Here is a 26212-nt window from a genome sequence, read left to right on the forward strand (position 1 = left end):
GAAGAGTCTCTAGAAGTAAACTAGAGACTCTTACCATTAATGTATATAAGATAACGGATTGACTAGACTTCCGTTTTTATAAACCTCAAAATGAAGATGGACTCCGGTTGCATCACCAGTTGCCCCCATAATTCCAATCGCTGTACCCTTTGACACCGTTTGTCCCGCTTTGACGTTTAGGGAAGACATATGTCCGTATAGAGTGCGGAAGCCATTGTGGTGGTCAATAATAACTTTGTTTCCATAGCTATTGCTCCAGCCTGCAAAAACAACTACGCCATTATCTGCCGCCTTAATGGACTTATTACTAGGTCTTGCGATATCAATTCCTTTATGCATTTTGCCCCAGCGCATCCCTTGCTTACTTGAAATATAACCGCCGACAGTCGGCCAGGCAAAGCTGCCCTCCCCGCGTGAAGGGATGACTTTCGTTCCTTTTAAAACAATATGATTAACCGGCTGTACGAGAATCTGCTCATCGGACTGATTTTTTTTAACTGTTACACCGTTTTGCTCTGAAATTTGATAAGTAACCAAACGCGACCCATTCTGTCCGGCTTGTTTTTCTTTTGTTTCCCCCTTTGGCACAGAGGAATCCTCCACAACTTGGTTAGCAAATGGAATCGTTTCTTTTTGATTGACTTCCTTATCAACGACCACATCAACAAACGGTTTAATGGCTGTAATAGTTAACTCCTGGCCAATCTTTAATAAACTATTAGAGGCCAAACTAGGATTTAATGTGATCAATTCTTCCACGTTTAAACCATGATTATGAGCAATTGTTTCAAGAGCATCGCCTTTTGCTACCGTATACTTCTTTTCCTCTAAGGTACCCTTTTGTAAATAAGCAACGGCATCCTCAGCGCTCATAATTTTCTCTGGTGTAATATTTTTTTCTTCAATCGATACTTCCTTTGATAAGCGTACATCTAAAAGACGTGTTTCATTTTCTTGTAAAGGAGGAAGTGCTGCATCCTTTTGATTTTTTCTAGCTTCTAGTTCGGTTAGCTGTGCGTCGGAAACATAATGCTGTTTGAGCTTTTTTATAACTTCCTCAGCAGAGTCTTTATTATCTAGATAAACCACAGGTGTCCCATCGATAACAAGGGCGGAAGATTCCGCCTCCAATTGGAAGATATCATTAAACTTTTGAACTGTTTCCTGATTATTGGCTGTTGAGTGCAAGACCTGTTCAGGTATGTATTGAACTTGCGGCTCAATCTTCAGGTTAAAATTTGCAAACGATTTCTTTGCATTATCCACTTTTTCAGCAATTAACGTGTTCACAACACTTTTATCGGTAACATTACCTAAATAGGTACCATTAAGGTATACATGGTAGATCTTAGTTGAATTTGCTGATAGGGCAAAAGCAATAGGCCCATTACTAAAGGCAACAACTGAAGCAGCCATTGCCGTAATGACTGTTGTTTTCAGCCATAAAAACTTATTTGTTTTAGATTTTCTATTTGAAAATAACATTTTTTCCCCCTAAACCACGGTAAAACCCTTCTCAGTCTGCTATGTATGTCTAATAAAGAATTTTCCATATTTTTGACCTTTATTACTGTAACATAGTTTTTTTCAGATAGATTAATAGTCTTAATAATGTAACAAAAATGTATAACACCTGACATTTTTCACATTTTAGCGACATATTTCAGGTCTATTATCCCAATATTATTGGGTAGTTTATTTCTAGAATTAGGAGGAAAAACCTTATATCGTATGGATTTAATAGGGCAAGATTCGTAGAAATAGCTTTTTCAGCTTGGTGTCCACATAAACATACAGAAACATAAAAAAAGAAGCTGCATTTGCAAGCTTCTTTTTTTATGGCTCAGGACGGAATCGAACCGCCGACACAAGGATTTTCAGTCCTTTGCTCTACCGACTGAGCTACTGAGCCAACTATGGCGGTCTGGACGGGACTCGAACCCGCGACCTCCTGCGTGACAGGCAGGCATTCTAACCAACTGAACTACCAGACCATATTTTAATTGATCATCAGCAAGGAAACCGTCCTTGCCAGTCACTCGCTGACAATCAAAAGCCAATGACCCCTACGGGACTCGAACCCGTGTTACCTCCGTGAAAGGGAGGTGTCTTAACCGCTTGACCAAGGGGCCATATAGATTAAAATGGTGAGCCATGAAGGACTCGAACCTTCGACCCTCTGATTAAAAGTCAGATGCTCTACCAACTGAGCTAATGGCTCGTACTTTTTGTCGTATCGTGACGACGCTTATTAATATATCATGGATATAATAATAATAGCAATACTTTTTTTAAATGTTTTTTCAAAAAAGTTTGAAGCCCTCATAGAGAGGGCTTCTCATTAAAAAAGAACGTATCGGTATTTTTAATAACTATCTAGCTACAGTTCCTAAGCGCTTCCGCTTTTAGATTTGTCTCCAAGGGCTGCGAACGACGTTTGTTTGCATACGATCGGGACCGACAGAGAAGGTGGTTAATGGAACTCCAGTAAGCTGTGTTACTCGTTCTACATAATGACGGGCATTTACAGGAAGTTCATCCAAAGATTTCACACCAGTGATATCCTCAGTCCAGCCAGGAAGTTCCTCATATATTGGCTCACATTGTGATAAAATCCTTAAATTTGCAGGATATTCAGTAATAACTTCATCCTTATAGCGATAAGCCGTACAAATTTTCAACGTTTCAATCCCTGTTAACACATCAATGGAGTTAAGGGATAAATCAGTTAAACCACTAACACGGCGAGCATGGCGCACAACAACACTATCAAACCAGCCGACACGACGAGGGCGGCCTGTGGTTGTACCATATTCACGGCCTACTTCACGGATACGGTTGCCAATTTCATTATCTAATTCCGTTGGGAATGGACCATCACCTACGCGGGAGGTATAGGCTTTACAAACACCGACTACATGGGTAATTTTAGAAGGACCAACACCTGATCCAATCGTTACTCCACCTGCTACAGGATTTGAAGAGGTAACGAATGGGTAGGTACCTTGGTCAATATCAAGCATAACCCCTTGGGCACCTTCAAATAATACTCGTTTCCCTTCATCTAGAGCATCATTTAATACAACAGACGTATCACAGACATACTTCTGAATCTGTTGCCCATATTCATAATATTCGTCTAAGATATCTTCCTTTTTAAAGCCGTCGGTTTCATAAATCCGTTCAAATAAGCGGTTTTTCTCTTCAAGATTTTGTTGTAATTTTTCTTCAAAAATTTCACGATCGAGCAAATCAGCAATCCGAATCCCAACACGGGCAGCTTTATCCATATAGGCTGGGCCGATTCCCTTTTTAGTTGTACCAATTTTATTTGCACCCTTACGCAATTCTTCCACTTCATCTAATTTTAAATGATAAGGGAGGATGACATGGGCACGGTTACTAATCCGAAGATTATCCGTAGTCACACCCTTTTCATGTAAATAAGCAAGCTCTGCTACAAGTGCTTTCGGATCAACAACCATTCCATTGCCGATAACACTAATTTTTTCTTTATTAAAGATTCCAGACGGTATTAAATGTAACTTGTAAGTTTCTCCGTTAAATTTGATCGTATGGCCAGCATTGTTGCCGCCTTGATAACGTGCGATTACTTCTGCATTTTCAGAAAGGAAATCGGTTATTTTCCCTTTTCCCTCGTCTCCCCATTGCGTTCCAACAACTACTACTGATGACATGTAAGGCACCTCCAAATTAAATGGGCTTTCCTATTTACCATACACCAGTTTATCAATTTTTAGGTCTAAAAGCAAACGAAACACGAACATTTAAATAAAATTATAATATTATGTTCGTAAAATATTAATATAGTCATCTAGTCACTTTTAACAGCAGTCAAACAAACGACAAAAAAGGCCAGCCAAAGCGGGCTAGCCTTTCAACCTACGCACCTGGAGGCTCATAACGTGTCTCTAGGTTTACGAACTTATTATATTCCTTTACAAAGGCTAACGCTACCGTTCCAGTCGGGCCGTTACGCTGTTTAGCAATAATGATCTCTATAATATTTTTATTCTCTGATTCCTTATCATAGTAGTCATCACGATAAAGAAAAGCAACAATATCAGCGTCCTGCTCAATACTACCGGATTCACGGATGTCCGACATCATCGGGCGCTTATCCTGACGTTGCTCAACGCCACGGGATAGCTGGGAAAGGGCAATAACAGGGACCTTAAGTTCACGGGCTAATTGCTTAAGAGAGCGGGAAATCTCAGAAACTTCCTGCTGGCGGTTTTCACCCGATCTGCCGCTTCCTAAAATCAGCTGCAAGTAATCAATTAATATCATGCCGAGACCATGCTCTTGCTGAAGACGGCGGCACTTTGAACGAATATCACTAATTCTAACCCCTGGAGTATCATCGATAAATATCCCAGAGTTTGAAAGGCTGCCCATAGCCATCGTCAGCTTGCCCCAGTCATCGTCTGTAAGCGAACCTGTCCGGAGTCGTTGTGCATCTATATTGCCTTCTGAACAAAGCATACGCATAACGAGCTGTTCAGCACCCATCTCAAGACTGAAAATAGCCACATTTTCATTCGTTTTTGTAGCTACATTGGCGGCGATATTCAAAGCAAAGGCTGTTTTACCTACAGAAGGACGGGCACCTACAATGATTAAATCATTGCGCTGGAATCCTGCTGTCATTCGATCAAGTTCAGCAAATCCAGTTGAAATACCAGTAATCTCGCCAACCCTATTATGCATTTCTTCAATATTGTCATACGTCCGAACAAGAACATCTTTGATATTATGGAAAGCTCCAGCATTCTTACGTTGTGCCACTTCCATAATACTTTTTTCTGCTTCACTTAAAAGTGCTTCAACCTCGTCTTCACGAGAATATCCATCAGAAGCAATATTTGTTGCTGTCCGGATTAATCTTCTTAAAAGAGATTTCTCTTCTACAATTCTAGCATAATACTCTATGTTTGCAGCCGTCGGTACAGACCCAGACAAATCACTTAAGTAACTAACACCGCCAATATCCTCAATCAGTTTGGCAGCAGCTAATTCCTCCGTTACGGTCACAAGGTCAACAGCTTTACCTTGGTCATTTAAGTCCAGCATAACATTAAAGATCTTTTGGTGAGAGGCACGATAAAAGTCCTCAGGGATTAATATTTCTGATGCAACAGTAAGCGCAGAAGGCTCTAAAAAGATAGCCCCTAACACGGCCTGTTCCGCCTCAATATTTTGCGGCGGCATACGATCTGCTAATACATCATTCATCTATCAAAACCTCCTAGTCTAGAAGGATAATTAAAAACAATATTAAAAGTATCATATCTTGGAAAGAAAAAAGTGACCAGTTATAACCGATCACAAGAAATTTGCTACATATTATTCTATCATGTTTATTGTTACTTTCGTACTGGCAATTTTTCACCTTATTTTACTTCTGTTACTGAAACCGTTAACGTTGCTGTTACTTCATGGTGAAGTTTTACCGGTACCTTTGTATGTCCTAAAGTCCGAATCGCATCATCTAACTCCATTTTGCGTTTATCAATTTTAATGCCATGTTTCTTTTGTAATTCTTCAGCAACTTGCTTAGTGGTAATAGAACCGAAGAGTCTGCCGCCTTCGCCAGCCTTAGCTTTTAGTTCAACTGTAATCTTATCTAACACTTCCTTCAGCTTTTTAGCTTCCGCAAGCTCCTCGGCCGCAGCCTTTTCTTCTTTTTTCTTTTGAGCATCAAGAGAACTGATATTGGCATTGTTTGCCTCAATCGCCAAACCTTGCTTAATTAAAAAGTTATGAGCATAGCCATCCGCCACGTTTTTAACTTCTCCCTTTTTCCCTTTTCCTTTAACGTCCTTTAAAAAAATTACTTTCATTCTTTTTTCACTCCTTCAAAATATTCATCAATGGCCAGTTTTAATCGGACCTCTGTTTCGTCAATCGTCAGTCCGGTCAGCTGGGTAGCTGCATTGGTTAAATGACCGCCGCCCTTCAAGCTTTCCATGATCACCTGAACATTGATATTTCCCAGCGATCTCGCACTGATGGCGATCACACCCTCATCCCTTTTCGCGACCACAAAGGACCCGCTCACCCCATCCATAGCTAATAAGGTGTCTGCAGCCTGGGCAATGATTACTTGGTCATACTGGTCTTGTTCTGTGCCCTTAGCAATCGCTATCCCATCATGGTAGAACGAAACCGATTCAATTAACTTTGATCTTTTTATATAGGTATCAATGTCCTCTTTCAAAAACTTTTGAACTAGGATCGTATCGGCTCCATGCGCACGAAGATAGGATGCTGCATCAAATGTCCGTGAACCGGTTCTTAATGTAAAACTTTTTGTATCAACAATGATTCCGGCTAAGAGAGCGGTCGCCTCAATCATTTCAATTTTACTCCGTTTTGGCTGATATTCCAAAAATTCCGTCACAAGCTCTGCGGTTGACGAAGCATATGGTTCCATATAGACAAGTAAAGGGTTTGAAATAAAATCTTCACCACGGCGATGATGGTCAATTACCACCACATGGTCAATTTTATTTAATAACCGTTCCTCGATCACCATGGAAGGCTTATGGGTATCGACAACAACAAGTAAAGTCTTTTCTGTGGCAATTTCTAATGCGAGTTCAGGTTCAATGAAATAAGAATATAATTCTTCTTGGTGGCGTATCTCTTCCATTAACCGTTTTACTCCGCTGTCCATTTCCTGCTTATTTACAACGATATAGGCTTCCTTTTGGTTCATTTGGGCTACCTTGTAAATCCCAATGCCTGAACCAATTGAATCCATATCTGGATTCTTGTGACCCATAATAATGACTTTATCACTTGCAATAATCAAATCTCTGATGGCATGTGAGATAACTCGTGCTCGCACTCTTGTTCGTTTCTCAACAGGGTTCGTTTTGCCGCCATAAAATTTCACTTTGCCGCTCGGCAGTTTAATTGCCACCTGATCTCCGCCTCGTCCTAAAGCTAGGTCAAGGCTTGATTGGGCCATTGCACCCAATTCTGGAAGAGAGGATACGCCTGTTCCCACACCGATACTTAAAGTGAAGCTGACATTTTGTTTAGAAGTCATTTCTCTTACTTCATCGAGGATCGTGAATTTTCCTTTTTCAAGATTTCGAAGAATTCTTTCGCTAAATACGGCAATAAAACGCTCAGATGAAACTCTTTTCAAATAAATTCCATTATCCTGGGCCCACTTATTTAAAATCGAAGTAACTAAATTATTAATGCTTCCGCGCATTTGATCATCCATACCTTGGGTAAGGTCATCATAGTTATCAAGAAAAATGGTGGCAATGGCCGTTCGATCATCTTGATATCTTTTTTCAATTTCGGTTTGCTCGGTGACATCAAAGAAATATAACAGCCGTTCTTCACGTTTATGGACAACGCGGAACTTCCGCTCATGAAGGGTAATTACTTCTGTTTCCACCTCTTGTTTAATCAGAGGAATCAACGCATCTGCAACATCATAAAGGGATCTTCCTACCAATGTAGTTTCATCAAAACAGGAGGAAAGATAAGGATTCGTCCACTCAATATAATACTCCTCGTTGATCAGCATGATCCCGATTGGCATTTCCATCAGGGCTTCTTCGCCAACCTTCTTCACTCGGTAGGAAAGGGTGGAAATGTATTCTTCCATCTCTTTTCGCTCTCTGCGGTCAATGATTAACATATAGTAGAGGGGAACTAACATTAATAAGAACCCCGCTGTGCTTAAAATCCAATTATATAACCACAGGATGATAAGCAGAATCACCGTAACGCCAATTAGCCCATAAAAAGGGTAACGAATTGACCGCTTTTCAAAAAATGCAGGCAAAGTCTTCAGCTCCTTGACGTTTTTACTCTTTTTTTACGAATCGGTTTCTAAAATCAAACCCTAAATCGGTAATGCCTAATATCATTATTATATAATGAACAATCGGCAGGATGAAAGATAGAATTACAATGAACACTGCAAGTCCTTTGCCAATGGACCGCTGATAAAAAATATAAAATAAACAGGCTAACCCTTGGATTAATAAAAATAGTTCCAAAACAAATCTTGCGTTAATTAATGCTAGGTATAGATAGGTGCCTTCTTGGGGATGAAACAACAAATATCCGCCTAATGCCGCTAAATAATACCATAAAAGGCTTTTCGGGAGTCTAAGATTTCTAAATTTCCCCCATGAAGGAACTGTAATTCCAAACCTTTTGGCAATAGGAAAACAAATCCATTGGGTAATAAAAGCATACACAATTGAAACAGTTATTAAATAACCTGGCGCTAATTGTTGAATGTTTTTAATTAAGTTGGCATTTTGCGCCTGCATCAGCTTAATTTGCTCTTCATTCCCCAATGCTTTCAACATTGCCGCTGATTGTTTCATTGATTGGTTTAACATTGTATTCATTTCTTGGATAAAATTGATGTTCATAAAAGTGACAAGCACGACATAAAAAATGATTAAACCTACAATAAAGGTTAGTGTACTTCCAATTAAAATAGCGGAACGGCTTTTTGTTTTTTGAGTCATATAGCCCATGACCGCACCAGCAGTCCCAAAAAGCACCATCAAGCCCAGCCCTTGAAATGAACTTGAAATAAACGAAATAATAATGGCAGCGATAAAGAAAACAGCGATATATTTCAGATCATTTTTGGCCGAAAACATGATAAAAGGCAGTGGCAGAATAAAGACACTAATGATGCTTAAAGGCGGGATGTAGATGGTTATTAATAAAAAGATAGTTAAGGCAGCTAAAAGAATAGCCCCTTCCGTTAAGTTACGGACATTTTTCACTTCAACACCTCTTACAATTAAATCTATCTCTTTATTTTAGCCACTAACTTGTTTTGATACAACTATTGAGAAAAGAAAAAGACAGTAAGGGAAATCCTTACTGTCTTTTTAGACACAATTTATTATTCTCCAGCCACGAATGGTAGTAATGCCATTTGACGTGCACGTTTGATTGCAACTGTTAGTTTACGTTGATATTTAGCGCTAGTACCAGTTACACGACGTGGTAAAATTTTTCCACGCTCAGAGATGAATTTTTTAAGTAAATCTACATCTTTATAATCGATGCGAGTGATACCATTTGCTGTGAAATAGCAAACCTTACGACGCTTTGCGCGACCGCCTTTACGTCCTCCTGCCATGAAAATTCCCTCCTTTATTTATTTTATGAAACCCATCAAAAGGTTACTTTTTAGAATGGAAGATCGTCATCAGAGATGTCAATCTGGCCAGTTCCTGCAAATGGATCTTCATCCATACGAGTAAACCCTTTGTTTTGATTTTGGTTTGGACGTTGATTCTGATTGCCGCTGCCATAGGAATTACCTTGTTGTGGTTCCATAGGAGGAGCACCATAATAATCGTTATTGCTTCTTCCGCCACCACCAGAAGAGGACTTAGGCTCTAGAAATTGAACACTTTCCGCTTGAACCTCTGTAACGTAAACACGTTTACCATCTTGTCCCTCATAGTTGCGCGTTTGAATACGGCCATCAACACCTGCAAGGCTGCCTTTTTTTAAGAAGTTCGCCACATTTTCAGCTGGTTTACGCCAAACAACACAATTAATAAAGTCTGCTTCCCGCTCACCTGATTGACTAGAAAATGGACGGTTAACTGCTAAAGTAAAAGTAGCAACAGGAACCCCATTTGGTGTATAACGCAAATCTGGATCTTTTGTTAAACGACCTACAAGCACGACACGATTCATCATCAGAATCAACTCCTTTTCTTTTGGAAATATGTTCCACGTGGAACAATTTTACCAAGAAATCTATATAAGTCTTAAGCTTCTTCTTTAATTACGATATGGCGAATGATATCTTCGCTGATTTTTGCAAGACGAGAAAATTCTTGTACTGCAGCAGCTGAAGATGTAGTTTTAGCGATTTCGTAGTATCCGTCACGGAAATCGTTGATTTCGTATGCTAGACGGCGCTTACCCCAATCTTTTGTTTCAGCAGTTTCCGCTCCGTTTTCAAGAAGAATAGTGTTAAAACGCTCTACAAGAGCCTTCTTTGCTTCATCTTCAATATTTGGGCGGATGATGTACATGATTTCGTACTTATTCATCACAGTCACCTCCTTTTGGTCTAAACGGCCCAGTTATGGGCAAGGAGCAATTAATTAATTACTCACAAGTTGAAATTATAGCACATTATAAATGGAAATGCAATGACGTTCATGTTTCTGCCATTTTATTCATCCTAAAGCTTTTAAAATAATGAAAAGCTCTGCCAAAAGACAGAGCAAAAAATAACTTATACGTTAAAGCGGAAATGGATGACATCGCCGTCTTTTACTTCATAGTCCTTACCTTCTAAGCGGACCTTTCCTGCTTCCTTTGCGGCATTATGGCTGCCAGCAGCTAACAAATCATCAAAAGAAACAGTTTCCGCACGAATAAATCCACGTTCAAAATCAGAATGAATAACGCCGGCACATTGTGGAGCTTTCATTCCTTTTCTGAAAGTCCAGGCACGTACTTCCTGTACACCCGCTGTGAAGTAAGTAGCTAAACCCAGCAGGCTGTATGCAGCACGAATTAATTGATCTAACCCGGATTCTTCAATGCCTAACTCAGAAAGGAACATCGCCTTCTCTTCACCTTCAAGCTCAGCGATTTCTTCTTCAATTTTGGCACAAATGACAATCACTTCGGCATTATCCTTTGCCGCAAATTCACGTACCTTTTGTACGTATTCATTATCTGCTGGGTCAGCTATATCATCTTCGCTGACATTGGCAACATATAAAACCGGCTTAATCGTTAACAAGTGAAGACCTTTAACAAGTTTCAATTGCTCATCGGTAAAGTCAATTGTTCGAGCCGGCTTCTCAGCTTCAAAGGCATCGCGCAGCATCGCAAGGACTTCAAATTCAGCAGCCGCTTCCTTATCTTTTTGCTTAGCCAGCTTTTCCACACGGCTAATTCTTTTTTCTACTGATTCCATATCGGCAAGAATTAACTCAAGGTTAATCGTTTCAATATCATCAATTGGATCTACCTTACCAGATACGTGGGTGATATTTTCATCTGCAAAGCAGCGGACTACCTGACAAATCGCATCTACTTGGCGAATATGTGAAAGAAACTTATTTCCGAGTCCTTCACCTTTACTAGCCCCTTTAACAATCCCGGCAATATCGGTAAATTCAAATGCCGTTGGGACCGTCTTTTTTGGCTGCACCAGTTCCGTTAATTTTTGCAGACGATGGTCAGGTACTTCAACAATTCCTACGTTCGGGTCAATCGTACAGAAAGGATAATTCGCTGATTCCGCTCCTGCTTGTGTTATTGCATTAAATAATGTCGACTTACCAACATTCGGCAAACCGACAATACCAGCTGTTAAAGCCATTCACGTTCACTCCTAGTAATAAGTATCTATATAAAAATAAGTTCTTTATATATTAAAAAGCCTCTCACAATTATAAGGCAACAAACATAAAAAATACAACTGCCGCTTTTTTTGCAGCAGTTAGTTGGTTTCCCACTTTTCGAGATTTACTAGACAATCGTAAAGGGTGCTGCCCATCCCATTATCTGATTCACGGCTCGAGGTCAGTTGATTAACAGAGCCGCCAAACTTCTTCCAGATGCCTTCATCCATATTAATCGTGTTAGGATGTGCCTTCACTAATATGGAAATATACCCCTTCACTTCGCCGCGCTCATTCCATACTCTTACAAAATCACCGTTTACTAATCCTTTTTCTTCAGCAATATTAGGGGCAATCTCTACTTTAAGCTTAAGGGTCTCACCTAAAAGATGATAATTTTGGGAATGGTTCGAACGCATTGGATGGATGGTCAGCAGCTGATAGGGAAAGTCTTTGGCAAGCAAAGGATTGTTCCACTTGGATTCATCTGGAACCGCTAACGTTAACAATCCGTTTTTACCCCTTTGTTGACCTATTTGAGAAGTAAATTCAAATTTTCCAGAGGGGGTTTGAAATTCACGATTATGCCATGGCACCTTTTCAACTGGCAGTTCCATCGTGTGCTGCTCTTTTAATTTTTCAAGAGTAATGCCTGAATCTTTCAGCGGCTTTAAGGTCATCCTTAACCATTCATCTCGCGTATAAGCAAAATCATCACCGAATCCAAGTCTTGCTGCCAGCTGTGTCCATATCCATAAATCGGATTTTGCCTCCCCAGGGGCTGAAACAAGTTTTGGACTGTAATTTACATAATGATGATACATAGAAGAATAATAAAAATCTTCTTCTTCAAAAGCAGTTGTCGTAGGCAAAACATAATCCGCCACTAATGCGGTATCCGTCATAAATTGCTCCAGTACTACAACGGTCGGCACAGAAGAAAAGGCCTTTTCAACTACACCGCTATCCGGAACCTGTGTAAGCGGGTTCCCGCATGTCACCACAATCATTTCAATTGCTGGATCGGCAGCCTTTAAAGTCTCTTCCGCCTGTTTCATTATAGAGAATTGGCGGCTCTCTTGTTTACGATGAGGGAGGGTTAACTCATGAAAAGCGAAACTTTGGCCAACCTGAAGATTAGCATAATTGGCTCCTCCTCCAGGAAGGCCAATATTTCCACTGATAGCTGCCAGGGCATCGATCAAACGAATGGTATTTCCGCCATTTTCATAGCGCTGCATTCCTAAGCCCATAAAAGTAGCGGTGGGTCTGTCACTATATACTAGTGCTAATTGGGTAATCATCTCACCAGACACTTCTGTCATTTCACTGATTTTTTCTAAGGAAATACTATCGAGAAGCCCTACTAAATCTTTGAATCCGTGTGTGGCTTGATCAATGAAATCCCGATCTTCTAGTCCAAGCCGGAGTATTTCTTTCATAATACCAGCAGCCAATATTCCATCCATTCCCGGTTTTATGGTAATAAATTCATCCGCTTGTTTGGCTGTCGCATTATAAAGCGGATCAATCACATATAACTTAACACCTTGTTTCTTTGCCTCTAGTAATCTTTCATATAAATGCATATTGGTTCTGGCAACATTTCGTCCCCAAATAATAATATTTTTGCTGTTAACAATATCATCGGGTTCATGGCTATAGGCATTTCCAAAATCCCACTTCTGGGCTTCAATTCCTGCTCCCCAGCAGAGAGATCCATAAACTTGCGTTACCCCGCCATAACAATTAAAAAAGCGCTGGTCTAAATTTTTTAAAATTCCATTATTGGCATAGTCATGGCTGTGCAGTACAGCAGTTGTCCCAACCGTTTGTTTTATTTCTAGAAACTTCGCTGCGATTTCATCAAGGGCCTGCTCCCATGAAATTTCTACAAATTCTCCATTTATCTTTTTTAAAGGGTATAATAGACGCTGCTCAAAATTGGTTCTTTTCTCTAGCATCCGCCCGCGCCCGCATATTTTCCCTCTAGTGATGGGATGTGCCGGGTCACCCTCCACTTTGACCACCTTGCCATCGTCAACCGTTACCTGAAAGCCACAGCTATCCCAGCAGTTTAACGGACATGCCGCCTTTCGTATTTCTACCATCATCCCCACCCCCGCTATACTGTTTCCATTTATCCATCAGCATACTAGAGCTGAATAAAAAAAGAAGCATGAAAAATTATCCTTCATGCTTGACTAAAATTTTTTTCATTTTCCTTGAAAACTCTCTTCTTGGGATCAAAACACTATGACCGCAGCCCTCACATTTTATCCGGACATCCATTCCCATCCGAATAATTTTCCAGCGGTTGGTACCACATGGATGTTGTTTCTTCATCTCTACAACGTCATTTAGGGCAAATTCTTTTTCTTCCATCTGTTTGTCCCCCTTAAACACTTGGTTATTACATATTACCATTATCTTTCGTATACATGACCATCCGTGGATACGGAATTTCAATTCCATGCTCATCTAAAGAAAGTTTAATATCTTTGCGAATTTTCCTTGCTACTGAGGAATGCTGCATTGGCAGTGTTTCAGCAACAATTCTTAATGTCACCTCGGACGGCCCAAAATTTTGAATTCCAAGATAATCAGGTACTTTAATCAATTCTTCATATCTTTCCGGCATCTTTTCAAGTAACTCCCTAATAACCCTTTCAGCTTTATCAAGGTCCTCTTGATACGCGATGCCAACATCAATGATCGCTAAGCTGTTATTAAGTGAAAAGTTTGTTACCTCTGCAATACCTCCATTAGGTAAAATATGAACTTCTCCCGTCCAGCTCTTTAATTTGGTTGTTCTTAATCCAATTGCCTGAACGTTTCCTTCAAATATTCCAATCCGAACATGGTCACCTACAGAAAACTGATCTTCGAAAATAATAAAGAATCCGGAAATAACATCCTTTACTAAGCTCTGAGCGCCAAAACCGACTGCTAAACCAACGACTCCAGCTCCGGCAATCAGTGCCTTCACATCGATTCCCAGTACCGATAGGACCATCATAAGGGCAATAAAGTAAACAACGTAGGTAAGCATATTGTCAAGCAGCTTAGAAAGTGTTGCTTCCCTTCGTTCAGATGTGTTTAACGGAGAAAGGTTTCTAATCTTAAAAATGTTATGAATGGCCAGCTTGCCGATTCGAATTAAAATATTGGCAATAGCCATGATCACAATTATTTTAAGCAAGCCTTCTCCGATATTCAACCAAGTGTCTTCATTTTGATATTTATCAATAAGCTTTTGTATTCCTCTTTGTGTAAGACTCATATAACACCTTCCTCTAACCCTCTGTTCCCATTCTATTTTAACAAGTTTTCTTTTTAGATAATAGCATTATGAATTTGCATTTTTTGCCTATCCGATGTATAGATTTTCAAAATTTTCCGTATACTGTTTAAAAACACGGATAACAGCCCCATAACGTGCTGACTTTTTCAATGAATGATTATGTGTTAGGGAGTGGACGGAATGAATTTGAAGACTAGCCTTTTTGACAGGAGGGGCAAGGTAAGCATCGGACATGATGAATCGGATGCTGCTGAACAGCTTGCTCATGAATTACTCCTAAATATCCCTAGTGTCACTAGACGTCCTATTGTATTTGTTTGTATTGGAACTGACCGCTCCACAGGGGATTCATTAGGACCGCTAGTCGGGAGCCTTCTTGAGGAAAAGGAACTCCAATCATTTTACGTTTACGGAACTTTAGATGAGCCTATCCATGCTGTTAATCTGGCAGATAAACTGCGTGAGATTACTACCATTCATGCCAATCCATACATAATTGGGATTGATGCCTGCTTAGGACGGATTAAAAATGTCGGTGTCATCCAAGTTGGGAATGGGCCAGTCAAACCAGGAGCAGGAGTTAACAAGGAACTGCCTGCCGTCGGTGACATTCATATTACTGGGATTGTCAATGTCAGCGGGTTTATGGAATTCTTCGTCTTACAAAATACAAGGTTGAATCTTGTGATGAAAATGGCTAAGACGATTGCATCGGGAATCGTTCAAGCCAGCCTGCTTTACCCAACCCAAAACTGGACAGAATTGGAATGGATAGAGGAAGAAAAGACAAATTAAAAGAGCAATCGATCAGTGGTCGATTGCTCTTTGCACTCATAAAAAAAAGTGATGATAGCTATAGAGAATAGTAACGATTATCCCTGTGACTACAATTCCTGGCAGTAGGTTTGCTACTTTGATTTTCACTATACCGGTAAGGTTCAATCCGATGGCAAAAATCATCACACCACCCGTTGCAGTCATTTCAACAATAAATTGATCCATTAATTCCCTGGGAACGAAGCGGTCAATTTGTGTCGCAAATAAGGCAATTAATCCTTCATAGAGGACAACAGGGATGGCTGAGAAAATAACGCCAATTCCTAGCGTAGTTGTTAAGATTAACGCCGTAAAACCATCGATTAATGATTTGGTGTATAATACATCATGATCGCCGCGAATACCGCTATCAAGAGCACCAATAATGGCCATTGCCCCAATCACAAAGATTAAGGTTGCCGTCACAAATCCCTCAGAAATACTTCCTTTCCCATTTGAACCTACCCTGCGTTCGAGCCAGCCGCCTAAATCATTTAATTTATCTTCTAATCTTAATAGCTCACCGGCAACAGCGCCCACTACTAAGCTAATAATCACGATTAGAAAGTTTTCACTCTTTAAGCCCATTTGTAAGCCTAAAACCATAACGGACAGACCAATTGCATACATGACGGTCTTTTTCATTCCCTCTGGTATCCGATTTAACCATTTTCCTAGAAGAGTACCAATAACGATTAATAGACCATTCACAAGTGTTCCTAATAAAAACATACTCTTTTCTCCTTCTTCGTCTCTCGAAATAATAATAAATTTAACCTAGCATGTCCATGGATAAATTGGAAGATAAATTAAAATAAAAAACCCGCCTAGCGGCGAGTTTTAGCTTTTCTTATTCCTCTTGATCAAGCATTTCTAAGATCCGCTCTAAATCCTCTTGTGAGAAAAATTCAATTTCAATTTTCCCTTTATTTTTCTTTTGAACAATATTTACCGTTGTTCCAAACCGTTCACGAAGAGAATGCTCACGCTGCTGCACAAATACATCCTTTTTCTGTTCCGGCTTTTTTGTTTCACGTGAAACATTCTCATTTATTTGCTGGATTAACTTTTCTAATTGACGGACATTCAGTCCTTCCTTGATTACCTTGTCGACTAAAACAGGCAGCTTTGCTTTCTGTCGGAGTCCTAGTAATGCACGGCCATGTCCCATTGAAATACTCCCGCTTGAAATAAGTTCCTGAATTTTTGGAGGGAGGGAGAGCAGGCGGATATGATTCGCTACATGCGGCCGGCTTTTTCCTAGACGCTTAGCTACCTCTTCCTGTGTAATCTTTAACTTTTCTATTAATGTTTGATATGCTTGTCCCTCTTCTATCGGGTTTAAATCTTCTCTTTGCAGGTTTTCTAGGACAGCTAATTCCATCATTTGCTGCTCCGTGAGCTCACGGACAACAGCAGGGATGGTTTCAAGCTTCGCTTCCTTGGCAGCGCGGAAGCGCCGTTCACCGACTACAATTTCATAGCCCCTGATACTTTTGCGGACGACAATCGGCTGCAGAATCCCATGCTCTATGATGGAATCTCTTAGTTCGTCAATGGTTTCTTGCTGGAAGGTTTTCCGTGGCTGATATGGGTTTGGACGAAGCTCTTTCAGTTTAATTTCCTGGACTGTCTCTTCTTTACTTGCTTCATTAAAGAAGGCATTCAATCCTTTTCCTAAACCTTTAGCCATTTGAAACCACTTCCTTCGCTAAATCTAAATAAACTTCCGCCCCCCGGGATTTAGCATCATAAGTAATGATTGGCTCCCCATGGCTGGGTGCCTCACTTAGACGTACATTTCTTGGAATAATGGTTTTATAGACTTTGTCTTGAAAGTATTTTTTTACTTCTTCAATCACTTGAAGCCCAAGATTTGTTCTTGCATCAAGCATCGTTAGCAATACGCCCTCAATTTTTAAATCTTGATTTAAATGTTTTTGGACGAGTCTAACTGTATTTAATAATTGACTAAGACCTTCTAATGCATAGTACTCACATTGTACCGGGATTAATACCGCATCCGATGCAGTTAGTGCATTTAATGTTAATAGTCCTAATGATGGCGGGCAATCAATAATAATGTAATCAAACTGATCTTTCACTTCCCCAAGAGCACGTTTTAACCGAACTTCTCTTGAAATAGTCGGAACCAATTCAATTTCGGCTCCTGCTAGTTGAATAGTAGCGGGCATCGTATACAAATTTTCAACAGAGGTTGCTTTAATGACATCCTTTGCTTCTACATCATCTACTAAAACATCATATATACACTGTTCTACTTCAGCCTTTTCAATACCAACTCCGCTTGTTGCATTTCCCTGCGGATCAATATCGACTAGTAAGACCCGTTTCCCTATGTATGCTAAGCAGGCACCTAGGTTGACAGAGGTTGTCGTTTTTCCGACTCCACCTTTTTGGTTTGCGATTGAAAGGATTTTCCCCACGTTGTCACCTACCTAAAATTAAAAAATAGTAAATCTAGGATTCTATCAAATGTATTAATTATCTCAATAACGGAAAAGAAAGTAAATTTTCCATTCCTTTATTCTAACATGATTTTAATTGGAGTTGGTTTGTTTCCTAAAAAAATTCCACTAGTAGATTTAGCTTATTTTTCCAATGGTGAACAAAAGGCAAAGGAGGGATTCTAAATAAAAAAAGAAGAACCAAACATCATTCCGTCTAGTTCTTCGCTATCTATCTATTTATTTACTTTTTCTTCGGGATGCGGATTGTAAATTGGTAAAACTCATCAAATTCCTCTTCCTCAGAGTCCAGGTTGATCCCGCTGTCCGATACCATGGAAAGTGATTGCCGGATGGTATTTACGGCAATTCTCATATCTTTACTAAAAGCCTTACGCTTCGGCTTTGGTGCTTGATTTTTTTGTTCAAGCAAGCGGACAACACGTTCCTCCGTTTGCTTTACATTTAAATTTCTCTCCATTACTTCAGCTAATAAGGTCACCTGTTTTTCCGGATCCTTAAGTGGAATTAAGGCACGAGCATGGCGCTCAGTAATGACTTTACTTAATAAGGCATCCTGAACAGGCTGTGGTAATTTAAGCAGGCGCAGCTTATTAGCGACAGTGGATTGACCTTTTCCAAGCCGCTGTGCTAATGCTTCCTGCGTTAAATTGTGCAATTCAAGCAGTTTACCATATGCAATAGCTTCCTCAATCGGAGATAATTCTTCCCGTTGTAAATTTTCAATCAGGGCTACAGATGCAGTTTCTGTATCGGAAAGATTTTTAACAATGGCCGGCGCTTCTGTCCAGCCTAGCTTTTTCATCGCCCGCCAACGCCGCTCTCCGGCAATAATCTCATATTTATTGGCTGCAAACTCCCGGACGACTATTGGCTGAATAATACCATGTATATGAATCGTACGTGATAATTCTTCAATTTTCTCTTCATCAAATACCGTCCGTGGCTGGAATCGGTTCGGAATTATTTGGTTAATCGGTATTTTCTTGATTTCTTCGTTTCGTTCTATATGCAGCTCCTGCTCAACCTCTTGCTCTCCCTTTTCGCCGAGGCCAAAAAAGCGTGTAAATGAACTCTTCATCCCCAACACCACCTTTAAGAAACTCCCTATTACTTATTCTATATGCAAATAATTTCTTCCTGCCTGGGATCCTGCTTTTGTAAAATTGTTAAGTGCTTTTAGACGAAAACTGGCAAAAACCGGCAGTGATTTTAGCTTATTCAATTGGCGACTTGCCAGGTGTACCTGGTTTGCGCGGGTACTTCTTTGGCGTTTGTTTTTCTTTTTTTATAATCAGAATGGTTCGTTCACTATCTTCCATTGGCAGCGTAAATGTATGGACCTTTTCAACCTTGCCGCCAAGCGTAGTAATTGCCTTTTGGCCAGCATCTAATTCTTCCTTAGCATGCAGGGCTTTCATAGCAAGAAAATGCCCGCCTACTTTTGCTAGCGGAATACAAAACTCGCTTAACACTGACAATCGAGCCACAGCTCGTGCTGTCACAACATCAAAGCTTTCCCGATAGGCGGGATTCACCCCAAAGGTTTCAGCGCGGTCATGAACAAAATGAATATTCTCCAAATGTAAAACATCAGCAAGATGGTTTAAAAAGGAAATCCGTTTGTTCAATGAATCTACGATTGTTACTTCGATATGTGGATAAACAATTTTCAAGGGAATACTTGGAAAACCAGCCCCGGCACCAACATCGCATAAATGAAAGGGTTTCGTAAAATCAAAGTAGAAGGAAGCTGTGATTGAGTCATAAAAATGCTTTAAATACACATCTGTTTTTTCCGTGATGGCGGTTAGGTTCATTTTTTCATTCCACTCAACCAAGGTTGTAAAATAGGTTTCAAACTGGTCAAGCTGTTTTTCGGAAAGGGTAATTCCCTTTTCCTGAAGGTTCGCTGTAAATTGTTCAATATTCATTAACAAATCTTCCTCACTCATTATCTAGCATTGCCGCTGGAGAGCTCTATAATAAGCTAAGAGCTCCTCCGCGGTTTGCTTATTCTCATTCGTTTGAAACCCTGGCAATCCGTCCTTGTTCGAGATAAACAAGCAGGATGGAAATATCTGCAGGATTCACTCCGGAAATACGGGATGCCTGGGCAAGGGAGACAGGTTTAATTTGCTTAAGCTTTTGTTTTGCCTCTGTTGCGAGACCATTTATGGCATCATAATCAATATTTTCAGGAATTCGTTTGTTTTCCATTTTCTTAAGCCGTTCTACTTGCTGCAGCGATTTATCAATATAACCTTCATATTTAAGTTGAATTTCTACTTGTTCTTTCATTTCATCATCCAAAGGAAGGTCGCTGCTAGTTACTTTTTCTAATAACTTATACGTCATTTCTGGCCTTTTTAATAAATCAGAAGCACGGATCCCGTCTTTAAGCTCACTGCCGCCGATACTGCGAATCAACTCTTGAACTTCTGCAGATGGTTTTAAAATAATCGACTGTAACCGTTCCTTCTCTGCTTCAATTGCTTCCTTCTTGACTAAAAATGTCTCATAACGGTCATCACGGATTAGGCCAATTCGATGACCAATTTCAGTCAAACGAAGATCAGCATTATCATGGCGCAATAACAAGCGGTATTCCGCACGTGAGGTTAGCAAACGATATGGTTCATTGGTCCCTTTAGTAATTAAATCATCAATTAATACTCCAATATAAGCATCGGAGCGGCTTAGAATTAATTGCTCTTTTCCTAAAGCATTTAACCCTGCGTTAATTCCTGCCATGATTCCTTGACCAGCAGCCTCTTCATAACCGCTGGTACCGTTAATTTGGCCGGCGGTGTATAGATTTTTGACAACCTTAGTCTCTAACGTTGGCCATAACTGTGTTGGGACAATTGCATCATATTCAATGGCATACCCAGCCCTCATCATCTGGGCATTTTCTAACCCAGGAACCGTTTTAAGGATCTGCAGCTGTACATCTTCAGGAAGGCTGGTTGACATTCCCTGCACATAGACTTCCTGTGTATTTCTTCCTTCCGGCTCCAGAAAGATTTGATGGCGCGGCTTGTCATTAAAACGGACCACCTTATCTTCGATGGATGGACAGTACCTTGGACCTGTTCCTTTAATCATGCCGGAAAACATAGGGGAACGATGTAAATTGTTATCAATGATTTGATGTGTTTGATCATTTGTATAAGTTAACCAGCATGGCAGCTGATCGGTAATATATTTCGTCGTTTCATATGAAAAGGCTCTTGGAACCTCATCCCCTGGTTGTATTTCAGTCTTGCTGTAATCGATCGTATGACTGTTTACCCGTGGCGGTGTACCTGTTTTAAAACGGACTAAGTCAAAACCAAGCTCCTCTAAATGCTCAGACAACCTAATCGATGGCTGCTGATTATTAGGCCCGCTTGAATATTTCAATTCGCCCAGGATAACCTCCCCACGCAAATAAGTGCCTGTTGTGATAACTACCGTTTTAGCACGGTAAATCGCACCTGTCTTTGAAATAACCCCAGTAACCACTCCATCTTCAACGATCAATTGTTCAACCATACCTTGAAGGAGCGTTAAATTAAGTTCTTCTTCGAGTGTTTTTTTCATTTCATGCTGATAGGCAAATTTATCGGCCTGTGCCCTTAAGGCTCTTACTGCGGGTCCTTTGCCGGTGTTTAACATTCTCATCTGGATATAGGTTTTATCAATATTTTTGCCCATTTCGCCGCCAAGGGCATCAATCTCACGAACGACAATTCCCTTAGCCGGCCCGCCGACAGATGGGTTACATGGCATAAATGCCACCATATCTAGGTTAATCGTAATCATTAACGTTTTTGCACCAAGTCGTGCGGCCGCAAGTCCGGCCTCACAACCAGCATGCCCTGCACCAACGACTATGACGTCATATTTTCCTGCTTCGTATTGCATTTGTTTCCTCCTTTTCCGTACCATTACGGAAACTTGCTTCTCCTAGCTCCCTGCGAGAGCTAACGCTTTTTTATTATCCTGTCCAGAATAGGCATTAGCAAAACGAATGCCTTCCCCAGAGTTCTTTATTTTCCTAAACAAAATTGGGAGAACAATTGGTCAATGAGACTCTCATGAACACTATCACCAATGATTTCACCAAGCAGCTCCCATGTCCGAGTCATATCGATTTGAACGATATCAATGGGAACACCCATTTCAACCCCTTCAATGGCATCTTCTATTGTTTGGAGACTCTGATTCAACACCGCAATATGGCGGGTGTTTGAAACATAGGTTATATCTCCTGCTTCAATTGACCCTGAGAAAAATAAAGAAGAAATCGCTTCTTCAAGATCATCAACGCCGCGTTCTTCCAACAACGAAGTGGTCACCAATTTATGCTCATTAGCTAATTTCTGAACCCGCTCCAAATCAATTTGCTGTGGCAAGTCTGTTTTGTTCACTATAACTATAACATCCATTCCTTTGACCACTTCAAATAGATTTTCATCTTCTACCGTCAGCTGATCTGAATAATTCAATACAAGTAAAATCAGATCCGCCTCTTTTAAAACTTGACGAGAACGTTCCACACCAATCCGTTCAACAATATCTTCCGTTTCCCTTATTCCCGCAGTATCTAATAAACGAAGTGGAACACCACGAACATTCACATATTCCTCAATCACATCGCGGGTTGTCCCTGGGATATCCGTAACGATCGCTTTATTCTCATGAACGAGGCTATTTAATAGGGAAGATTTCCCGACATTGGGCCGGCCGACAATGACGGTTGACAACCCTTCTCGTAATATTTTTCCCTGCTCCGAAGTTTTCAGCAGTTTTTGAATTTCTTCCCGTACAAAGTGAGCTTTTTCTAAAAGCATTTTATGTGTCATTTCTTCGACATCGTCATATTCCGGATAGTCGATATTTACTTCCACATGGGCTAAAACCTCTAAAATTTCCTGTCTTAATGTTCGAATTAATTTAGAAAGACGGCCTTCCATTTGCCCTAGAGCAACATTCATCGCCCTGTCTGTTTTTGCCCGAATTAAATCCATCACCGCTTCAGCCTGTGATAAGTCGATTCGTCCATTTAAAAAAGCCCGTTTGGTAAACTCTCCTGGTTCAGCCAATCGTGCTCCAACCTTTAACACCTGCTGGAGTACTCGATTGACAGAAACAATTCCACCATGGCAATTAATTTCGACTACATCCTCTTTAGTAAAGGTTTTAGGCCCCTTCATCACCGAAACCATGACCTCTTCGATGACATCGCCATTTTTTGGATCCACCAAGTGTCCATAGTGAATCGTATGGCTGGAAACATCGATAAGTTTTTTTCCTCCGATGCCTTTAAACATCTTGTCCGCAATTGGGATTGCCTGATCACCACTCAAGCGCACAATGGCAATAGCACCCTCCCCCATCGGTGTCGATATTGCCGCAATTGTATCGTATTCCATTTACTTCACCTCACAAATAAAAGCTCAATCTATATATGATCGTAAATTTTATATCCAAAAAAATAGAATACCACATCATTTTCTGTTAAAAAAGTAAACCACTTCGACTATCTTACTTATCCACAGTCTTGTGAGGTCCTTTTATTATTTTAACTTATCAACATGTGAATAACAATAAGCTGAGAAGCACACCTTCATTTTGTTAATCAACAAAAGTTATCAACAGTCTTATTTTTTAGATTGCGTTCACCTTTAAAGGTGATTTCCGCTCCAGGCAGCTTCGCTCCAATCAGCATGCTAAAAATAAACATAAAAAAAGACACTCTACTTGGTAGAGTGCCCTTCATGTTAGTTACTGTTCTGCTTCTAGTTATCTTCTTACTGGTGTGATAACGATAAATCGATGGGGTTCGGATCCGTCAGAAAAAGTCTTAACGCGTTTATTATCAGATAAAGCACTATGAATAACTTTACGCTCATACGAAGGCATTGGTTCTAAAGCCACATCTTTTCCTGTCTTGACAGCCTTACCGGCAAGCCGATGAGCCAACTGAATGAGTGTTTCACTTCTTCGATTCCGGTAATCTTCAGCATCCAAAATGACATTCAAATAGTGATTCGAAGAACGGTTAATGACCAACTGAGTTAAATATTGAAGTGAATTTAGGGTTTGACCTCTTTTTCCAATTAAAAGAGCAATCTTTTCACCCGTCATCACAAAGGTCACTTGCTTACCATCTCGTATAATTTCAATTTCCGCCGGTGCACCCATTTGTTCACTAACTTGTTCTAAAAACTTCTTTGCCTCTTCAATTGGATCAAGGATAACCGTTACTTTGACAACAGCAGGCCTTGCTCCAAAAATTCCGAAGATCCCTTTTTTTCCTTCATCGATTATATCCACATCTGCGCGGTCTTTGGTGGTATTTAATTGAGCTAAAGCTGATTCTACTGCTTCTTCGACAGTTTGTCCTGTAGCAGTTACCTGTTTCACTTTTTTGCTCCTCCCGCATTACCGGCGGCCTGCGCCCTTAGGTCCGGTCCTTTAATAAAATAGGTTTGAACAATCATAAATATATTTCCGACAACCCAATACAATGAAAGAGCTGCAGGGAAACTAAACGCAAAGAAAACAATCATAATAGGCATCATCCAAACCATCATGGCCATTTGTGGATTTTGCTCTTGTCCTGCCATCATCATTTTTTGCTGAATAAAGGTTGTTATCCCTGCCACAATTGGCAAGATATAATAAGGGTCTTTTTCTCCCAGATCAAACCATAAAAAACTATCGGAAGCAATTTCTCTTGTTCTGGAAATTGCATGATAAAAACCAATTAAAATCGGCATTTGTACGATTAACGGAAAACATCCAGCCATAGGATTGACCCCGTGCTTTTGAAAGAGTGCCATCGTTTCCTGCTGGAGCTTTTGCTGTGTTTTTTGGTCTTTCGAGCTATATTTTTCACGAAGTGCCTTCATTTCGGGCTGCAAAGCCTGCATAGCCTTTGAGCTCCTTGTTTGTTTGACCATCAGCGGCAGAAGTACTAAACGAATAAGAATGGTTACCACGATTAGTGATAATCCATAGCTTCCCCCAAGCAGATGCGCTCCCTCTTTAATCACCCAAGATAACGGATAGACAATATATTCATTCCAAAAACCTGTACTTTCTGATGTAATCGGCTTTTTAATTTCACTGCAGCCAGTTAAAAATAAGAATACAGAAAGGACGCCGAACGAAAGTAATATTCGTTTTTTCAACCAAAATTTCCTCCTTACCTATACTAAATAAATTAATGTCTTGATATGTAATTTCTTTCTTTATCCTGCAGCTCTAACCCAACCAGCTAGTCCACAACTTTTGCTTTCATTTTAGCATTTTTATGGAGTGGATGTCTTTACTGTTTTAGGTTTATTAAAACTATTTTTCAGAATGGTTAGTTTTTCTTCAATACTTTCCCAACCTTCAGTACATGGGTAAGACTCTTCTTCACTTCAAAGAAGTCCATTTCAGCAACAGGTTTCCTGGCGATGATTACATAATCATTCCCTTTTATCAGTTGATCCTGCATTTCCGTGACGGATTGCCTTACATAACGTTTTATTCTATTTCTAGTAACAGCATTTCCAAGCTTTTTACTTACAGACAATCCGATTCGAAAGTAGTCTTGTTCCTCTTTTTCTAATGAATAGACTACAAATTGCCGGTTTGCAAACGACCGGCCCTTCTTAAAGGCCGCTTGAAAATCGTTATTCTTCTTTACTCGGAATTCTTTTTTCATAAAAAAAACTCCTTTATCTAGATTTATACGATGAGAATTGTCCAGCAGCAGCGCCTCGGGGCTCGGAGCCCCTGATCAAAACGCTTCTGCTTTTCTTTGTCTAGCTTCAGCCCCTGGTCAAGGCGCTTCCGCTTTTCTAATAGCGCTTCCACTATAATTGAAAAAAAGACCACTGAGACGTTTCAGTGGCCTAAGCTGATAATACTTTTCTTCCTTTTTGACGACGGCGAGCAAGAACCTTACGTCCGTTTGCTGAGCTCATGCGACTGCGGAATCCGTGAACTTTACTATGTTTACGTTTATTTGGTTGATATGTTCTTTTCATATATGACACCTCCCTGAGGAATAGCTATCAAATTTAAATCTTAATTGACAGTCCTACTTATTATAAAGACGTCTACTTGTAATTGTCAACATCTCTCTAAAGATTATTCGTTATTTCCAATATTTCTCGGTATGAGTTCTTTGCTTACAAGAAATTCTATCGGTAAGA

At 40.2% G+C, this 26212-nt stretch carries 25 protein-coding genes and 4 tRNA genes; 1 reads left to right on the top strand and 28 read right to left on the bottom strand.

The features are described 5' to 3' along the window. Positions 1 to 36: 36 nt before the first annotated feature. The 17 genes from L1999_RS29380 to L1999_RS29460 all read right to left on the bottom strand — a co-directional run bounded on the left by L1999_RS29380 (position 37) and on the right by L1999_RS29460 (position 14688). Entirely contained in the window at positions 37 to 1485 is a 1449-nt protein-coding gene (locus tag L1999_RS29380) for a peptidoglycan DD-metalloendopeptidase family protein (protein WP_235741738.1), read from the bottom strand. Positions 1486 to 1839: 354 nt separating this feature from the next. Then, positions 1840 to 1912, bottom strand: a tRNA-Phe gene (locus L1999_RS29385). A 5-nt stretch (positions 1913 to 1917) separates the two neighbouring features. Further along, a tRNA-Asp gene (locus tag L1999_RS29390) sits at positions 1918 to 1994 on the bottom strand. A 66-nt stretch (positions 1995 to 2060) separates the two neighbouring features. Continuing rightward, positions 2061 to 2132: transfer RNA gene (locus L1999_RS29395), tRNA-Glu, on the bottom strand. Positions 2133 to 2145: 13 nt separating this feature from the next. Continuing rightward, positions 2146 to 2221 (bottom strand) — tRNA-Lys (locus tag L1999_RS29400). Between the two features lie 184 nt (positions 2222 to 2405). Further along, complete coding sequence (locus tag L1999_RS29405; RefSeq protein WP_215047312.1) at positions 2406 to 3698, bottom strand: adenylosuccinate synthase; 1293 nt, start codon at positions 3696 to 3698, stop codon at positions 2406 to 2408. 205 nt (positions 3699 to 3903) lie between these two features. Continuing rightward, on the bottom strand, positions 3904 to 5256 hold the full coding sequence (gene dnaB, locus L1999_RS29410; protein ID WP_235741739.1) for a replicative DNA helicase: 1353 nt from the start codon (positions 5254 to 5256) through the stop codon (positions 3904 to 3906). Positions 5257 to 5414: 158 nt separating this feature from the next. Beyond that, positions 5415 to 5864 (bottom strand): 50S ribosomal protein L9, encoded by a 450-nt coding sequence (gene rplI, locus L1999_RS29415; protein ID WP_235741740.1) that lies wholly within the window; start codon positions 5862 to 5864, stop codon positions 5415 to 5417. Then, a complete protein-coding gene (locus L1999_RS29420; RefSeq protein WP_235741741.1) occupies positions 5861 to 7834 on the bottom strand; it encodes a DHH family phosphoesterase in 1974 nt (657 codons plus the stop codon). Before L1999_RS29420 ends, rplI begins: the two co-directional genes overlap by 4 nt. 22 nt (positions 7835 to 7856) lie before the next feature. Further along, a complete protein-coding gene (locus L1999_RS29425; protein WP_235741742.1) occupies positions 7857 to 8801 on the bottom strand; it encodes a YybS family protein in 945 nt (314 codons plus the stop codon). A gap of 122 nt (positions 8802 to 8923) precedes the next feature. Continuing rightward, complete coding sequence (gene rpsR, locus L1999_RS29430; protein ID WP_007088219.1) at positions 8924 to 9163, bottom strand: 30S ribosomal protein S18; 240 nt, start codon at positions 9161 to 9163, stop codon at positions 8924 to 8926. A gap of 50 nt (positions 9164 to 9213) precedes the next feature. Next, on the bottom strand, positions 9214 to 9735 hold the full coding sequence (gene ssb, locus L1999_RS29435; RefSeq protein ID WP_144566168.1) for a single-stranded DNA-binding protein: 522 nt from the start codon (positions 9733 to 9735) through the stop codon (positions 9214 to 9216). A gap of 71 nt (positions 9736 to 9806) precedes the next feature. Beyond that, a complete protein-coding gene (rpsF, locus tag L1999_RS29440) occupies positions 9807 to 10094 on the bottom strand; it encodes a 30S ribosomal protein S6 (protein WP_098530221.1) in 288 nt (95 codons plus the stop codon). Between the two features lie 188 nt (positions 10095 to 10282). Further along, positions 10283 to 11383: a redox-regulated ATPase YchF gene (gene ychF, locus L1999_RS29445; protein WP_215047307.1), complete on the bottom strand. Its 1101-nt coding sequence runs from the start codon at positions 11381 to 11383 to the stop codon at positions 10283 to 10285. Positions 11384 to 11503: 120 nt separating this feature from the next. Continuing rightward, complete coding sequence (locus tag L1999_RS29450) at positions 11504 to 13516, bottom strand: molybdopterin-dependent oxidoreductase (protein WP_235744504.1); 2013 nt, start codon at positions 13514 to 13516, stop codon at positions 11504 to 11506. Between the two features lie 76 nt (positions 13517 to 13592). Further along, complete coding sequence (locus tag L1999_RS29455) at positions 13593 to 13790, bottom strand: DUF951 domain-containing protein (RefSeq protein ID WP_098530218.1); 198 nt, start codon at positions 13788 to 13790, stop codon at positions 13593 to 13595. Between the two features lie 28 nt (positions 13791 to 13818). Then, the gene (locus tag L1999_RS29460; protein WP_235741743.1) at positions 13819 to 14688 is read right to left on the bottom strand and encodes a mechanosensitive ion channel family protein; all 870 of its coding nucleotides are present in this window, start codon (positions 14686 to 14688) and stop codon (positions 13819 to 13821) included. Positions 14689 to 14889: 201 nt separating this feature from the next. Here L1999_RS29460 and yyaC point away from each other — a divergent pair, with 201 nt between their 5' ends. Further along, entirely contained in the window at positions 14890 to 15504 is a 615-nt protein-coding gene (yyaC, locus tag L1999_RS29465) for a spore protease YyaC (protein ID WP_235741744.1), read from the top strand. Between the two features lie 36 nt (positions 15505 to 15540). On the opposite strand, the gene L1999_RS29470 is transcribed toward yyaC, so the two are convergent. The 11 genes from L1999_RS29470 to rpmH form a co-directional block, all read right to left on the bottom strand. Next, a complete protein-coding gene (locus tag L1999_RS29470; RefSeq protein ID WP_235741745.1) occupies positions 15541 to 16257 on the bottom strand; it encodes a DUF554 domain-containing protein in 717 nt (238 codons plus the stop codon). Positions 16258 to 16375: 118 nt separating this feature from the next. Further along, positions 16376 to 17218, bottom strand: a complete 843-nt coding sequence (locus L1999_RS29475) for a ParB/RepB/Spo0J family partition protein (protein WP_235741746.1) — start codon at positions 17216 to 17218, stop codon at positions 16376 to 16378. Then, a complete protein-coding gene (locus L1999_RS29480) occupies positions 17211 to 17972 on the bottom strand; it encodes a ParA family protein (protein ID WP_235741747.1) in 762 nt (253 codons plus the stop codon). Before L1999_RS29480 ends, L1999_RS29475 begins: the two co-directional genes overlap by 8 nt. A 265-nt stretch (positions 17973 to 18237) precedes the next feature. After that, positions 18238 to 19095 (bottom strand): nucleoid occlusion protein, encoded by an 858-nt coding sequence (gene noc / locus L1999_RS29485; RefSeq protein ID WP_235741748.1) that lies wholly within the window; start codon positions 19093 to 19095, stop codon positions 18238 to 18240. A gap of 136 nt (positions 19096 to 19231) precedes the next feature. Then, on the bottom strand, positions 19232 to 19948 hold the full coding sequence (rsmG, locus tag L1999_RS29490; RefSeq protein ID WP_235741749.1) for a 16S rRNA (guanine(527)-N(7))-methyltransferase RsmG: 717 nt from the start codon (positions 19946 to 19948) through the stop codon (positions 19232 to 19234). An 85-nt stretch (positions 19949 to 20033) separates the two neighbouring features. Beyond that, positions 20034 to 21923 (bottom strand): tRNA uridine-5-carboxymethylaminomethyl(34) synthesis enzyme MnmG, encoded by a 1890-nt coding sequence (mnmG, locus tag L1999_RS29495; protein WP_235741750.1) that lies wholly within the window; start codon positions 21921 to 21923, stop codon positions 20034 to 20036. A gap of 125 nt (positions 21924 to 22048) precedes the next feature. Next, a complete protein-coding gene (mnmE, locus tag L1999_RS29500; RefSeq protein ID WP_235741751.1) occupies positions 22049 to 23434 on the bottom strand; it encodes a tRNA uridine-5-carboxymethylaminomethyl(34) synthesis GTPase MnmE in 1386 nt (461 codons plus the stop codon). A gap of 370 nt (positions 23435 to 23804) precedes the next feature. Then, the gene (jag, locus tag L1999_RS29505; protein ID WP_235741752.1) at positions 23805 to 24428 is read right to left on the bottom strand and encodes an RNA-binding cell elongation regulator Jag/EloR; all 624 of its coding nucleotides are present in this window, start codon (positions 24426 to 24428) and stop codon (positions 23805 to 23807) included. Further along, positions 24425 to 25198, bottom strand: a complete 774-nt coding sequence (gene spoIIIJ / locus L1999_RS29510; protein ID WP_215047296.1) for a YidC family membrane integrase SpoIIIJ — start codon at positions 25196 to 25198, stop codon at positions 24425 to 24427. The genes jag and spoIIIJ overlap by 4 nt, the downstream gene beginning before the upstream one ends. Before the next feature lie 176 nt (positions 25199 to 25374). Continuing rightward, positions 25375 to 25719, bottom strand: a complete 345-nt coding sequence (rnpA, locus tag L1999_RS29515) for a ribonuclease P protein component (protein ID WP_235741753.1) — start codon at positions 25717 to 25719, stop codon at positions 25375 to 25377. A 190-nt stretch (positions 25720 to 25909) separates the two neighbouring features. Continuing rightward, on the bottom strand, positions 25910 to 26044 hold the full coding sequence (gene rpmH, locus L1999_RS29520; RefSeq protein ID WP_063255153.1) for a 50S ribosomal protein L34: 135 nt from the start codon (positions 26042 to 26044) through the stop codon (positions 25910 to 25912). Between the last annotated feature and the right edge of the window lie 168 nt (positions 26045 to 26212).

This window comes from Neobacillus drentensis (assembly GCF_021560175.1).
GTDB classification, from domain to species: Bacteria; Bacillota; Bacilli; order Bacillales; family Cytobacillaceae; genus Neobacillus; species Neobacillus drentensis_A.

What these genes read in the sequence shown, in the direction of transcription:
- L1999_RS29380 (WP_235741738.1), bottom strand. Translation starts at nt 1,485, where the DNA reads ATGTTATTTTCAAATAGAAAATCTAAAACAAATAAGTTTTTATGGCTG.
- L1999_RS29405 (WP_215047312.1), bottom strand. Translation starts at nt 3,698, where the DNA reads ATGTCATCAGTAGTAGTTGTTGGAACGCAATGGGGAGACGAGGGAAAA.
- dnaB (WP_235741739.1), bottom strand. Translation starts at nt 5,256, where the DNA reads ATGAATGATGTATTAGCAGATCGTATGCCGCCGCAAAATATTGAGGCG.
- rplI (WP_235741740.1), bottom strand. Translation starts at nt 5,864, where the DNA reads ATGAAAGTAATTTTTTTAAAGGACGTTAAAGGAAAAGGGAAAAAGGGA.
- rpsR (WP_007088219.1), bottom strand. Translation starts at nt 9,163, where the DNA reads ATGGCAGGAGGACGTAAAGGCGGTCGCGCAAAGCGTCGTAAGGTTTGC.
- ssb (WP_144566168.1), bottom strand. Translation starts at nt 9,735, where the DNA reads ATGATGAATCGTGTCGTGCTTGTAGGTCGTTTAACAAAAGATCCAGAT.
- rpsF (WP_098530221.1), bottom strand. Translation starts at nt 10,094, where the DNA reads ATGAATAAGTACGAAATCATGTACATCATCCGCCCAAATATTGAAGAT.
- ychF (WP_215047307.1), bottom strand. Translation starts at nt 11,383, where the DNA reads ATGGCTTTAACAGCTGGTATTGTCGGTTTGCCGAATGTTGGTAAGTCG.
- L1999_RS29450 (WP_235744504.1), bottom strand. Translation starts at nt 13,516, where the DNA reads ATGGTAGAAATACGAAAGGCGGCATGTCCGTTAAACTGCTGGGATAGC.
- L1999_RS29455 (WP_098530218.1), bottom strand. Translation starts at nt 13,790, where the DNA reads ATGGAAGAAAAAGAATTTGCCCTAAATGACGTTGTAGAGATGAAGAAA.
- L1999_RS29460 (WP_235741743.1), bottom strand. Translation starts at nt 14,688, where the DNA reads ATGAGTCTTACACAAAGAGGAATACAAAAGCTTATTGATAAATATCAA.
- yyaC (WP_235741744.1), top strand. Translation starts at nt 14,890, where the DNA reads ATGAATTTGAAGACTAGCCTTTTTGACAGGAGGGGCAAGGTAAGCATC.
- L1999_RS29470 (WP_235741745.1), bottom strand. Translation starts at nt 16,257, where the DNA reads ATGTTTTTATTAGGAACACTTGTGAATGGTCTATTAATCGTTATTGGT.
- L1999_RS29475 (WP_235741746.1), bottom strand. Translation starts at nt 17,218, where the DNA reads ATGGCTAAAGGTTTAGGAAAAGGATTGAATGCCTTCTTTAATGAAGCA.
- noc (WP_235741748.1), bottom strand. Translation starts at nt 19,095, where the DNA reads ATGAAGAGTTCATTTACACGCTTTTTTGGCCTCGGCGAAAAGGGAGAG.
- rsmG (WP_235741749.1), bottom strand. Translation starts at nt 19,948, where the DNA reads ATGAATATTGAACAATTTACAGCGAACCTTCAGGAAAAGGGAATTACC.
- mnmG (WP_235741750.1), bottom strand. Translation starts at nt 21,923, where the DNA reads ATGCAATACGAAGCAGGAAAATATGACGTCATAGTCGTTGGTGCAGGG.
- mnmE (WP_235741751.1), bottom strand. Translation starts at nt 23,434, where the DNA reads ATGGAATACGATACAATTGCGGCAATATCGACACCGATGGGGGAGGGT.
- rnpA (WP_235741753.1), bottom strand. Translation starts at nt 25,719, where the DNA reads ATGAAAAAAGAATTCCGAGTAAAGAAGAATAACGATTTTCAAGCGGCC.
- rpmH (WP_063255153.1), bottom strand. Translation starts at nt 26,044, where the DNA reads ATGAAAAGAACATATCAACCAAATAAACGTAAACATAGTAAAGTTCAC.